General features: G+C 65.8%; 12 protein-coding genes. 8 read left to right on the top strand and 4 right to left on the bottom strand.

The genetic code is table 11. The features are described 5' to 3' along the window. Positions 1-4 precede the first annotated feature (4 nt). Complete coding sequence (locus AC3A3Q_RS06850; protein ID WP_487585544.1) at positions 5-1,954, bottom strand: PAS domain S-box protein; 1,950 nt, start codon at positions 1,952-1,954, stop codon at positions 5-7. 176 nt (positions 1,955-2,130) lie between these two features. On the opposite strand from AC3A3Q_RS06850, the gene AC3A3Q_RS06845 reads away from it, so the two are divergent. From AC3A3Q_RS06845 to AC3A3Q_RS06835, 3 genes are all read left to right on the top strand, one after another. Next, positions 2,131-2,316 carry a hypothetical protein gene (locus AC3A3Q_RS06845; RefSeq protein ID WP_487585543.1) on the top strand — a complete coding sequence of 62 codons (186 nt, stop codon included), beginning with the start codon at positions 2,131-2,133 and terminating at the stop codon, positions 2,314-2,316. A gap of 20 nt (positions 2,317-2,336) precedes the next feature. Beyond that, the gene (locus tag AC3A3Q_RS06840) at positions 2,337-2,699 is read left to right on the top strand and encodes a hypothetical protein (RefSeq protein ID WP_487585542.1); all 363 of its coding nucleotides are present in this window, start codon (positions 2,337-2,339) and stop codon (positions 2,697-2,699) included. A gap of 91 nt (positions 2,700-2,790) precedes the next feature. Beyond that, positions 2,791-4,812 carry a M13 family metallopeptidase gene (locus tag AC3A3Q_RS06835; protein ID WP_487585541.1) on the top strand — a complete coding sequence of 674 codons (2,022 nt, stop codon included), beginning with the start codon at positions 2,791-2,793 and terminating at the stop codon, positions 4,810-4,812. Between the two features lie 25 nt (positions 4,813-4,837). Here AC3A3Q_RS06835 and AC3A3Q_RS06830 read toward each other — a convergent pair whose 3' ends face one another. Beyond that, positions 4,838-5,710 (bottom strand): alpha/beta fold hydrolase, encoded by an 873-nt coding sequence (locus tag AC3A3Q_RS06830; protein WP_487585540.1) that lies wholly within the window; start codon positions 5,708-5,710, stop codon positions 4,838-4,840. 22 nt (positions 5,711-5,732) lie between these two features. Next, positions 5,733-6,908: an L-dopachrome tautomerase-related protein gene (locus AC3A3Q_RS06825; RefSeq protein WP_487585539.1), complete on the bottom strand. Its 1,176-nt coding sequence runs from the start codon at positions 6,906-6,908 to the stop codon at positions 5,733-5,735. Between the two features lie 178 nt (positions 6,909-7,086). Between AC3A3Q_RS06825 and AC3A3Q_RS06820 the strand changes: the two genes are divergently transcribed. The 5 genes from AC3A3Q_RS06820 to AC3A3Q_RS06800 all read left to right on the top strand — a co-directional run bounded on the left by AC3A3Q_RS06820 (position 7,087) and on the right by AC3A3Q_RS06800 (position 11,785). After that, complete coding sequence (locus AC3A3Q_RS06820; RefSeq protein ID WP_487585538.1) at positions 7,087-7,443, top strand: putative quinol monooxygenase; 357 nt, start codon at positions 7,087-7,089, stop codon at positions 7,441-7,443. 44 nt (positions 7,444-7,487) lie between these two features. Then, positions 7,488-8,336, top strand: coding sequence for a VOC family protein (locus AC3A3Q_RS06815; RefSeq protein ID WP_487585537.1), 849 nt, complete (start codon positions 7,488-7,490; stop codon positions 8,334-8,336). A gap of 128 nt (positions 8,337-8,464) precedes the next feature. After that, on the top strand, positions 8,465-8,944 hold the full coding sequence (locus AC3A3Q_RS06810; protein WP_487585536.1) for a (2Fe-2S)-binding protein: 480 nt from the start codon (positions 8,465-8,467) through the stop codon (positions 8,942-8,944). Further along, a complete protein-coding gene (locus tag AC3A3Q_RS06805; protein ID WP_487585535.1) occupies positions 8,941-11,145 on the top strand; it encodes a xanthine dehydrogenase family protein molybdopterin-binding subunit in 2,205 nt (734 codons plus the stop codon). The genes AC3A3Q_RS06810 and AC3A3Q_RS06805 overlap by 4 nt, the downstream gene beginning before the upstream one ends. Next, entirely contained in the window at positions 11,135-11,785 is a 651-nt protein-coding gene (locus AC3A3Q_RS06800; protein WP_487585534.1) for a hypothetical protein, read from the top strand. Before AC3A3Q_RS06805 ends, AC3A3Q_RS06800 begins: the two co-directional genes overlap by 11 nt. A gap of 4 nt (positions 11,786-11,789) precedes the next feature. Here AC3A3Q_RS06800 and AC3A3Q_RS06795 read toward each other — a convergent pair whose 3' ends face one another. Further along, positions 11,790-12,242, bottom strand: a complete 453-nt coding sequence (locus tag AC3A3Q_RS06795; RefSeq protein WP_487585533.1) for a DUF2721 domain-containing protein — start codon at positions 12,240-12,242, stop codon at positions 11,790-11,792. Positions 12,243-12,247 lie beyond the last annotated feature (5 nt).

The following is a 12,247-nucleotide window of genomic DNA, read 5'->3' as shown; positions in this document are numbered from 1 at the left end:
CCGGTCAGTCGGCCGCAGGCAACGTGCCGCTCCCGGCCTCGCCGAACAGCTGCGACAACGCGCGCTCGACTTCATCCGGACGCAGGGGCTTGGTCAGGTGGGCGCGGAATCCCGCGTCCTTCGTCGCGGCAAGATCGGACTGTTGCCCGTAGCCCGTCACCGCGATGAGGGGCGGCGGGTTGTTCATCGCCTTGCCCAGGAGACGAGCGACCTCCAGGCCACTGACGTCCGGTAATCCAAGGTCCAGCAGCACTGCATCGAATCGGGCACCGCGAATGGCAGCCATGGCGCTGCGACCGTCATAGGCCGTGTCCGTGCGATAGCCCCATTCCTGCAGGCGCTGCTGCAGCGTGTCGGCAGCATCGCGGTTGTCGTCCACCACCAGTACGTGACGCGACATGGCCGGTTGAACCGGCGGCGGCGTGGCGGCCGCCTCCAGGGGGCGGGCGACCGTTGGCAGGACGACCAGAAACTCGGCTCCCTTGCCCGGCTCGCCAGAGCTGAACGCACTGACTTCGCCGTGGTGCAGCGACACCAGTTGCTGCACCAGGCTCAGTCCAAGGCCGAGCCCTCCCTGTGCCTGCGGCGAATGTGGTTCGCCCTGGACGAACAGGCCGAAAACATCGGCCAGGCGCTTCGGAGGAATGCCAGGGCCGGAGTCCGCGACCCGGACCTCGGTCCGGGCGCCATTGACCACCATGGCAGCGGAGATCGTTCCCCCCGACGGTGTGAACTTCACCGCATTGCTGAGCAGGTTGGCGAACACCTGGAGCATGCGCGCGAGATCACCCTGTACCCACACCGGGTCGTCGGGCAGCTCGATGCGCAGCGACTGATCCATCCGCTCCGCATCGGGGGTGATGGTTTCCATCGCCTGGGTCATGGCGATGCGCAGGTCGAACACGGCACGCTCGAGCTGGATCTTGCCGCTGGTGATGCGACTGACGTCGAGCAGGTCGTCGACCAGTCGGGTCAGCTGCGCGGTCTGCCGGCCGATGACATCGCGGCAGAACCGCAGGGTTTCCGACTCGATCGGCTGGCTTTGCATGATCGCCACCGAGTTGGCGATCGGTGCGAGCGGGTTGCGCAACTCATGCGCCAGCATGGCCAGGAACGTCGTCAGGCGCTGGCCTTCGTCTTCCAGCGTCCGTATGCGGCGGCGATCGGTCAGGTCGCGGACCACCTTCGCAAAACCAATGTGCTGGCCTTCATCGTCGAACAGCGCCGTGATCACCACGCTGGCCCAGAATCGCACTCCGCCTTTCCTGACCCGCCAGCTCTCGTCTTCCACGCGCCCTTCGGCAAGCGCGATCTGCAGTTCGCGCTCGGGCCAGCCTTCGGCGATCACCTCCGCCGGGTAGAACGCCGAGAAGTGGCGGCCGACGATTTCGTCGTGCAGGTAGCCGTTGATCTGTTGCGCGCCCTTGTTCCAGCTGGCGACGTGGCCCTGCGTGTCGAGCATGAAGATGGCGTAGTCGCGGACGTTGTCGACCATCAGGCGAAAGCGCTCTTCGCTGCGGGCGAGCTGCTGTTCGTTGGCGCGCCGCTCGGTCAGGTCTCGCGTGATCTTGGCGAACCCGCGCAGGGTGCCGTCCGGATGGTCGATCCGGGTGAAGACGATGTTCGCCCAGAAACGCGTGCCGTCCTTCCGCAGCCGCCAGCCTTCGTCCTCGAAGCGGCCGGTCGAACCGGCGACGTCGAGCTCATGTTCCGGCCAGCCCTGATCGATCCTGTCCTGCGGATAGAACACGGAGAAGTGCTTGCCGATGATCTCGTGCGCCTTGTAGCCCTTGATGCGTTCGGCGCCCTGGTTCCAGCTGCGGATGTAGCCTTCGTCGTCCAGGAGGAAGATGGCGTAGTCACGCACCGACTCCACCAATGCACGATAGGCGGCGTCTTCGATGTCTTCGTGCCAACCCCCGTTTTCCTGGGGGATCTCGCCGGGTGTTCTCACTCCGCCCTCCCGCGGTGCGATCAGTGGCCCGATTATGGTCTGTCTGGGGCCTCGCCGCATGCTTGAGGGGGCCGGGGGAGGGCGCGCGGTGCGTGGTGGGACAAAGGTGCTACATTCAAGCCTGCACCGCGTCATGGAGCGCGGATGCCGTTAGGTCTGCCATGGACAGACCTGTCATGGACAACATGATTGAAGTGCGCCGCCGAACCGCGGTGATCGAGGCCGAAGGCCACGAGAAGATGCTTGCCCTGTGCTGGGCGTTCCGCGCGCAGTTGGAGGACGTCCAATCGCGCCTGTCGCCCGCGGACTACCGCTACGCCGAAGCCCTCAAGACGTTCCTCCTTCGGGCTCGTGGCATCTGACGCCGATGGAGGCCATGGTCATGTACCCGAATGAGACCGAGCTGGTCAGCGACCTGGATCGCCATGACGAGCTGGTGCGCCTGTGCGCATCCGGGCGCCTGCCGTTCTGGGATTTCTGCGCCAGCTACGACAACTTCTACTGGCGATACTCACTCGACGGCGATGGGGCCGACGCGAAGGATCTGACTGTCCTGGGCAGGCTGGCCGATCGAATCGCGCCACATCAGCACCTGGCGGACACCGTCCTTGCGAGCGTCTGCTCCGACAGTCATCCGGAGAAGGGCAGCTATGGCCGGCCGGGCAGGTTTGGTCCGGAGGAGGCAATGGTCCGGCTTCGGCTAATTGCCGATGGCCTGCCTGGTGGAGCGGTCCTGCACAGCTGAGTCCCGGACCGACCGGGCAGGACTCCTGGTACGGGTCCGCGCAACCCGTGCGGCTATAGTTGCCGGCACCATCCCAGCAAGGGGCGTTGCCGTGATCAGGTCCAGCCTTCCGCTCGTCGCTCTGTTAGCCGCTGCCACCACTGCGTCGGCCGGCGCGGTGCACGGAATACACCCCGAGGACATCAACCGCAACGGCAATGCCTGCACCGACTTCTTCGACTACGCCAACGGCGCGTGGCGGCAACAGAACCCGATCCCGAACTACATGGATCGCTGGAGCCGGCGCTGGCAATCCGGTGAGGTCAACAAGGAGCACGTGCGCGACATCCTCGACGAGCTGTCCGCGCGCTCGGACTGGCCCAAGGGCAGCGCGGGCCAGCTCGCTGGCGACTTCTACGCCGCATGCATGGACGAGTCGCGGGTCAATGCGCTGGGCAGCAAGCCGGTGCAGCCCTGGCTGGCCGAGGTCGAGGCGATCAAGGACAAGGCCGACCTGCAGCGCATGATCGGCAAGCTGCAGGCCGTGGGCGTTGCGGTTCCGTTCGCGCTGTTCGCCGGCGAAGACCTGCACGAACCGTCCCGGACCATCGCGCACATCTACGCCGGTGGCCTGGGCATGCCGGACCGCGACTACTACCTCAAGACCGAGCCGCGTTTCGTCGAAGCGCGGGCCAAGTACCTCGTGCACGTGGCGAAGATGTTCGAGCTGACCGGTGTCCCTGCGGCGCAGGCGAAGCAGGACGCCAACACCGTGTTCGCCTTCGAGAAGCGCCTGGCGCAGGCCTCCTTCGACAACGTGCAGCTGCGCGACCCGAAGCTGCAGGACAACCCGACCAGGTTCGCCGACCTGGCCAAACTCACCCCCGGCTTCGACTGGACGCAGTACTTCGACGCGGCCGGCATGCCGCACGATGCCTTGAACGTAACCCAGCCCAGGTTCCTGCAGCAGGTGCAGACCGAACTGGCGTCGACCCCGCTGCCGCAGTGGAAGACCTACCTGCAGTGGCACGTGCTCAACACCGCCGCGGACTCGCTGTCGCAGCCGTTCGTCGAGGAGAACTTCGCCTTCAACGGCAAGTTCCTCACCGGCGCCACCGAGATCAAGCCGCGATGGAAGCGCTGCGCCGAGCTCACCGACAACCAGCTTGGCGAAGCGCTCGGCCAGAAATACGTGGAGAAGTATTTCCCGCCGGAAGCCAAGGCGCGCATGCAGGACATGGTGAAGAACATCCTGGCGGCAATGGACGACACCATCGCCGGCCTGGACTGGATGGACGAGGCCACCAAGAAGAAGGCGCTGGAAAAGCGCGCCACGTTCTTCCCGAAGCTGGGCTACCCGGACAAGTTCAAGGACTACAAGGGCGTGGAGGTCTCACGTGATTCGGCGTGGGACAACCTCGTCGCGGCCTCTCGCTGGAACGTCGCCGACAATCGCAGCCAGGTCGGCAAGCCGACCGACCGCAGTCGCTGGGGCATGACGCCGCCGACGTCGAATGCCTACTACAACCCGCTGCAGAACGAGATCGTGTTCCCGGCCGGCATCCTGCAGCCGCCCGCGTTCGACGTGAATGCCACCGACGCCGTCAACTATGGCGCGATCGGCGTGGTCATCGGCCACGAGATCAGCCACGGCTTCGACGACCAGGGCGCGCAGTTCGATGCGCAGGGCAGGTTGGCCAACTGGTGGACGCCCGAGGACAACAAGCAGTTCCAGGCCAAGGGTCAGTGCGTGGTGAACCAGTTCGAGGGTTACTTCATCGAGCCGGGCGTCCACCACAACGGCAAGCTGGTGCTGGGCGAGTCCATCGGCGACCTGGCCGGTGCCAAGCTGGCCTACCGCGGCTACCTGAAGTCGCGCGAAGGCAAGGGTCCGGAGCCGACCATCGACGGGTTCACGCCCGAGCAGCAGTTCTTCATCGCCTGGGGCCAGTGGCGCGGCGACGAAACCCGCATGGAGACGCAGCGCACCATGGTCCAGGGCGACCCGCACCCGATTGCCAAGTACCGCGTCAATGGGCCGCTGTCGAACCTGCCGGAGTTCCGCGAGGCTTTCCAGTGCAAGGCCGATGCACCGATGGTGCGGCCGCAGGCGGATCGCTGCGAGGTGTGGTGAGCGCTCACTGCTCCTTCTCGCGTGCTCATCCGTCGGCCAGGAAGAACTCGCGGATCCGCCGCATGATGTAGCCGGCGTGGGTCTCCAGGGCGAAGTGCCCGGTGTCGAGCAACTCGACCTGGGCATTGGGGTTGTCGCGCCGGTACGCCTGCGCTCCCGGCGGGATGAAGAACGGATCGTTCTTTCCCCAGATGACCAGCGTGGGCAACTGCTCCTGGCGCATGAACTCCTGGAACTTCGGGTACGCGGTCAGGTTGTGCTGGTAATCGTGGAAGAGCTGCAGCTGGATCTCGTCGTTGCCCGGGCGCTGCATCAGCGCAAAGTCCAGCGTGTACGCCTCGGGGGCGATCAGGGCCGGATCCGCTACGCCGTGCTCGTACTGCCAACGGGTCGCTTCGAGCGTGAGAACGTTCCTCAATGCGTCGAGGTTCTCCCGGGTAGGCTCGGCCCAGTACTTGCGCACGGGACCGAAGGCATCGCCCAAGCCTTCCATGTACGCATTGCCGTTCTGGCTGATGAGGCCGGTCACGCGCTCCGGCGCGGCCAACGCCAGCCTGAAACCGACGGGTGCGCCGTAGTCGAATACGTAGAGCACATAGCGATGCAGCTTCAGGGCATCGACGAAAGCGCGCAGCGTTGCCGCCAGGGCGTCGAAGGTATAGACGTAGTTCCGACCGTCCGGGACACGGGTAAAGCCGAACCCGGGCAGGTCGGGCGCGACGACATGGAACGCGTCCGAAAGCTCTGCTACCAGCCTGCGAAACATGTGCGAGCTGGTGGGGAACCCGTGCACCAGCAGCAGCGTCGGCGAGCTGTTGTCGCCGGATTCGCGGTAGAAGACCTCGACACCGTCGGCTTCGACCGAGCGGTGGAAGATGGGCGACGTGCGCCTGGCCATGGTGGTTGCTCCTGCAAAAGCGCTAGCGTCCCGGCTGTCCACGGGTCCCGGTCCAGATGCGGGCGATCAGGTAGGGCGGCTGGCCCCGGTCTTCGGCGTCGGTGAAGATCGGATTGCGATGCAGTTGGGTGATCGCCACGTACAGCCACGAGTCCTGGCCGAAGTGCGCGTTGTCGGCCCAGAGGAAGCGCTCGTCCCTGACCAGTGGTTGCAGCTTGCCGGCGCTGGTCAGCATGTCGATGCCGTTGTCGGGCAGGTTGGTGATGAAGTGGTTGCCCTCTGCATCGGTCGCAGCGCCATCCGACAGGGGCTTGGGGCCAACGCGGGCGATGCTCTTGCCGATGTCGGCGTCGCTCGCTCCTTCCCTGAAGAGGCGAGCGGGCACGGAGTACCAGCTGGTGCCATTCATCGAGCCGAAGTAAACCGTCTCGCCGTCCGCGGACAGGGTGATGGGATTGATGCCCACGCGGGCCGGGCCCATGCGGCCACCCTCACCGGGGAAGAGCAGCGGCTTGCCCTCGACGACAAGCTCGACGTCTTCGGACTGCAGTGACGGATGACCACGGAATCGACGCGCGGTGTTCTTGTTGGTGTCCACGACGACGATGGCCGGATCCGGGCCGCAGTCGGCGACGTAAACGAACCCGCGATCACCGTCCACGGCAAGGTCCTGGAGAATCTGTCCCTTAGGTGCGGCGGCCTTGTCGAAGTCGTGCCGGTACGCGAGCTTGCGTGAGTTGATATCGAACGCGAGCAGTTTCGGCGGCTGCGGTTTGTCCATCCAGTTACCGTGATCGATGACCCACAAGCGGTCCTGGCCGTCGATGAGCACGCCGTGTGGCGTGTTCAGCACATCCTTGCCCGAGCCTGGCTTTGCGTTCCAGCTCTCGTCGGGAAAGGGAACGTAGGTGTTGCGCCCAGTGACCTCGATGAGCTGGACGGGTCCTCGCCGCATGCCGTGGATGCTCGCGAAAACGCGACCCTCCTTCGAAGCGGTGACATTGCCCGGAGTGATGTCCAGCTCGGAGACGATCTCGACCTGGCCGACGGTGGGTGCCGAGGCGGGCGGCGGCGCACCGGCGGGCGCAGCGGCGGGCGTCGACGCAGCAGTGGTATTCGAAGGCGATGCCGCTTCCTGCCTAGAACAGGACGCCAGCGCGAGCAGTATCGCCGCTGCGAGGACCAGGTTCGTCTTCATGGCTTTCCGTTCCGTGCCGATTCGGCTTGAGGCTAGCGCCGTACGCCGAAGGCAGGGTGTTAAGCGTCGGCAAACGTGGTGAATCGCCCGGCCGCCTTGGGCTTGCCGGCGGTTGAATCACAAGAATTCACGATTCTTAACTTCTCAAGCGCTGCGGTGCGGCGGATAACTGGACACGATGAAGATCGATGACTGGTTCCTGGGAGCCGACGTTGTGGAGTCCCACGCAAAGATCCTGGCGATCCTGACCGCCAAGCCCGGGCAGGAGCAGGCACTGGAAACGCTGCTGCGCGGCATGGTCGCGCCGAGTCGGCAGGAGCCGGGCAACCTGCGCTGGGACATCTGGCACGACGCCGCGAGACCGGGACGCCTCGTTCTCGACGAGCTCTACCGAAGCGAGGCCGCCTTGGCGGCCCATCGTGAAACCCCGCATTTCAAGCACTACCTGTCCGTCATCGAATCGCTGGCCGAGCGGCAGGCGTTCACCGTTCTGCCTGTGGTTGTCGCCGAGCTGGTTCCGGTCGACAAGAAGTAAATGATGCGCGCCTGAAACTTCCGATAACGGCCTGGAGGCACGTGATGAAAGAACTCGATGAAGCTTCCGGGGTCGATCCAGGTCGTCGCGAGGTCCTTCGCACTACCGGTGCCACCGTGATCGCCGGGCTCGCCGTCGCGGCCCTGCCGGGCCAGCTGGTTGCTTCGGGCATGGCGCAACAAGCCCAACACAAGCTTGCCCCGGGTTCGATAGGCGCGCGCCTGCAGGGCGTCCAGCACTTCGGCGTGACCGTTCAGAACATGGATCGCGCATTCGAGTTCTATACCGAAGTGCTCGGCGGCAACGAGGTCATGCGCGATGGCGACTTCCAGGGCGAGCGCATCCACAACACCCTATTGACCGACGAGGACATCCTTGCACGCGAGCGCAAGGTCAACCCGCGCACCCGTGGCATTCCGGACCTCCGCGGAGGAGCGCAGCGCCTGGACGTGCGTTTCGTGCAGTTCGACAACGTCGTGATCGAACTGCTGCAGTACCGCGACGCCGACCAGCCGATGGGAACCGGCAACAGCTTCGCCGAGGCCCGCGACCACATGAGTCCGGCCTATCCGCGTTCGATGCACATCTGCTTCTACCTGCGCGACGATGTCGACTTCAACACGTTCATCCGCGACCTCGAGGCCGAGTCCGCCCGTCGCGGGATGAGCCAGGTACGGGCGAACCGCGTCATCACCGTGACGACCGAACAGCAACGACAGGCCGCGCCGCTCGACGCGAATTCGAACAAGATCACGCAGGGTCAGTCCGACGGCTGGTCGCTGATCTACTGCAAGGGGCCGGAAGGTGAGCAACTGGAGTTCGTCCAGGCACTGGGCCCGGTAAAGCGCACGTTCCAGAACGCGCTGCAGGCACGCCGACGGATGCAGGCGTGATGGACTGACGGTGGCCACCGCGCGCCACGGGTTACGCAGAGTCGATGGAGGAGGTCCCCTGTTCCCAAGGATGGTCACCTGGCCTTGGCCGTGGTCCTTCCGGTTGAGCCGTTGCGAGCGAGCCAGCGATGCCAACGACGATCAAAGTGAATGGGACCCCGCACACCGTGGACGTCGACGACGACACGCCATTGTTGTGGGTGCTGCGCGACGTGCTGCAGATGACCGGCACGAAATTTGGATGCGGTGTGGCGCTGTGCGGTGCCTGCACGGTGCATATCGATGGCGTGCCCAGACGGTCGTGCATCACGCCGATCGCCGCGGTCGGGGATTCCGAAGTGCGGACGATCGAGGCGCTGCATGAAGTTCCCGTTGGCCGGGCGCTGCAGCAGGCCTGGCTGGAGAAGGAAGTGGTGCAGTGCGGCTACTGCCAGTCCGGCCAGCTGATGTCGGCAGCGGCACTGCTTGCCGGCAATGCCGCCCCCACCGACAACGATATCGACAGTGTCATGAGTGGCAACATCTGCCGCTGCGGCACGTATGAGCGCATCCGCGGCGCCATCAAGCTGGCGGCGCAGCAGGTGGGCGGGCAGGGGAGTGCGACATGAGCGCGCATCCACGCGACGAACACCTGGCCGCGGCAATCGGGGACTTTCGCCAGTCCCGCCGTGCATTCCTGCAGACCGTCGCCGTGGTCGGCGGCAGCCTGGTCGTCGGCTTCAGCCTCAACGGCCCCGCGCTGGCCGCACGTGCTGCAAAAGGCGGCCAGCCATGGTCGGCCAACGCTTTCATACGCATCGCTCCCACGGGGGCGGTGACGTTGATCGTGCCGTACGTCGAAATGGGGCAGGGCGCCTACACCTCGCAGGCGCAACTGCTGGCCGAGGAGCTGGACATCGGCATGGACCAGCTGACGGTGGAACACGCGCCGCCGGACGAGAAGCTTTACAGCCATCCGGTTTATGGCGGGCAGATCACCGGCGGGTCGGCTTCGTTGCCGGGCAGTTGGGCGACGCTGCGCCAGGCCGGTGCCGACACCCGTGCACTGATGGTCGCGGCCGCGGCCAAGCGCTGGAAGTCGTCGCCGGCGCAGTGCCGTACCGAGCACGGGCAGGTCATCCACCCCGGCAACGACCAGCGCCTGGGTTACGGCGATCTGGTCGCGACGGCGGCGACGTTGCCGGCTCCTACGGAGAAGGCACCGCTGAAGCCGATCGCCGACTACAAGCTGGTCGGCCATGCGGTCAAACGGGTCGATACGCCGGCCAAGGTCAACGGGACCGCGAAGTTCGGCATCGATGCGCTGCCCAAGGGCGTGCGCTTTGCCGCGGTACGCGCGACGCCGGTGTTCGGCGGGCGCGTCGCAGGTGTCGATCAGGCACCGGCGCTGGCCGTTCGCGGCGTCAAACAGGTCGTCGTCTTGGACGACCTGGTGGCCGTGGTGGCTGACAACACCTGGGCTGCACGCAAGGGATTGGCAGCCCTCGACATCCGCTGGAACGAAGGCGCCAACGCCAGACTCGACACCGCTGCGCTGGTGGCGCAATGCGACGCCGGGCTGGAGCGCGACGGCGTGGTCGCAGTCAAGGTCGGCGATGTCGCCCAGGCACGCGCCGCAAAGACCTACGAGGCCACGTTCCGCCAGCCCATGCTCGCGCACGCGGCGATGGAGCCAATCAACTGCACCGCGCACGTGACCAGGGATCGCTGCGAGGTCTGGGTGGGCTGCCAGGTGCTTGGCCGGGCCCAGAAGCGCGCAGCAGAAGCATCGGGGTTGCCGCTGGAGAAGGTCGTCGTCCACAACCATTTGCTGGGCGGTGGCTTCGGCCGGCGCCTGGAGGCGGACTACGTGACCCAGGCCGTACGCATCGCCAAGCACGTCGATGCGCCGGTGAAGGTGACCTGGAGCCGCGAGGAAGACATCCAGCAGGATTACTTCCGCTACCACAACCACAGCCGCGTCTGGGTCGGCACCGATCGCGCCGGCATGCCGGTGAGTTTCCGTCACCGCGTGGTGGGGCCGGCGATCATGGCGGTGTTCCTGCCGATCTTCTTCAAGGACGGCGTCGACTACGACGCAGTCAACGGCGCAGCCGGACCGTACGACTTCCCCAACGCGCTGGTGGACTACGTGCGCCAGGAACCCCCCGAGGGCCTGCACGTGGGCAACTGGCGCGGCGTGGGCCATACCCGCAACGTGTTCGTCGTCGAGTCGGTCATCGACGATCTGGCGCAGCGCGCCGGCGTCGATCCGGTTGAGTACCGCAGGAGACTTCTGGGCAAGAGCCCGCGCTCGCTGGCGGTGCTGGACCTCGCCGCCGACAAGGCAGGTTGGGGGCGCAAGCTCGAGAAGGGCCAGGGCCTGGGCATGTCGGTGCAGGAAGGCTTCGGCAGCTTCCTTGCCACCGTCGCGCAGGTGCGCGTGGCGCCCGACGGCAAGCTGAAGGTGGAGCGCGTGGTCTGCGCGATCGACTGCGGCGTGGCCGTCAATCCCGACATCGTCAAGGCGCAGCTGATGAGCGGAGTGATCTTCGGCCTGTCGGCGGCGTTGTACGGCAAGGTCACCGTCGCCAACGGACGCATCGTCGAAAGCAACTTCGACAGCTACCCGGTGGTGCGGATGCGCGAGGCGCCGCCGGTCGAAGTGCATATCGTGCCGAGCACGCTAGATCCAGGCGGTGTCGGCGAACCGGGCACCTCGGGAATCTTCCCGGCCGTCACCAACGCGATCTTCCATGCCACCGGCAAGCGCATCTTCGACTTGCCGATCGATACCGCGCTGCTGAAAGGAGGCCGTCATGAGGCGTAATGCAATCGCGGCCATGATCGTGGTCGCCACCTCCGCGTGCCTGGCCGTGGCCTGGGCGCAGAACGCCGTAACCAGGCCCAGTGCTGCCACGGCCACGTCGGCACCTGGACTCAAGGACGTCTCCGAATTCGATGGCATCAAGGACCAGCGCAAGCGCTCGGTCGCGCTGTTCGAAGAGGCGGGCAAAGTGCTGCAGCATCCACGCTGCCTCAACTGCCATCCGGTGGAGCGCGCCCCCACGCAGGGCGATGACCTGCATCCGCACGTGCCCGAAGTGGCCGGTGGTGCCGACAATCACGGCCTGCCAGGCATGCCGTGCAACAGCTGCCACGGCAAGGCGAACTCGATGACCCTGGGCGACACGGTGCGGACGATTCCCGGCGACGCGCACTGGGCGCTGGCCCCCGCCTCGATGGCCTGGCAGGGCAAGTCGCTGGGCCAGATCTGCGAGCAGTTGAAGGACCTCAAGCGCAACGGCGACCGTGACCTGGCGAAGATCAGCCATCACATGGGCACCGACACCCTGGTCGGATGGGCGTGGAATCCAGGTTCGGGGCGGACGCCTGCGCCAGGGACGCAGAAGCAGTTCGGTGCGCTGGTCGATGCGTGGATTGCCAGCGGGGCGGCCTGCCCGCGGTGATCCATCACCTGGTGCCGGCGGTACGCCTCGTCCGGCACCGGTCCATCTCCTCATTGATGGCGGTCACGGCCAGCCACGACTCGCGCGCCAGCAGCAGGCTTGCAAAGAGCAGGGTGACCACGCCAAACGACGCCAGCAGGATCGGCAAGGAATCCAGGCGCCACCCGCTGAAACTGTTGATTGCCACGGCAATGCTGGTGGCCACGAAGAAGGTGGTCGCGGTGTACAGCAACTGCGTGGCGCGAAGGACGACCATGCTCCGCCGCTTCTGCATCTTGATGTGCGCTTCGATCCAGGCGAGCGACTCGTCGTCCTGCGTCTTCTCCGCTTCCTCGATGAGCGTGCGGGCGCGATCGATGATGCGGGCCAGGCGATTATTGGCCGCGATCAGGAACGATCCGGTGGCCGTCAGGAAGAAGGCCGGCGCCAGCATGGCGGTGAGCACTGCGTGATTCATGGCGG

It is taken from the genome of Lysobacter sp. Soil_C_59, assembly GCF_057656415.1.
Note: the sequence above shows the minus strand (reverse complement) of the source record. Positions and strands in the feature narration are given on the sequence as shown.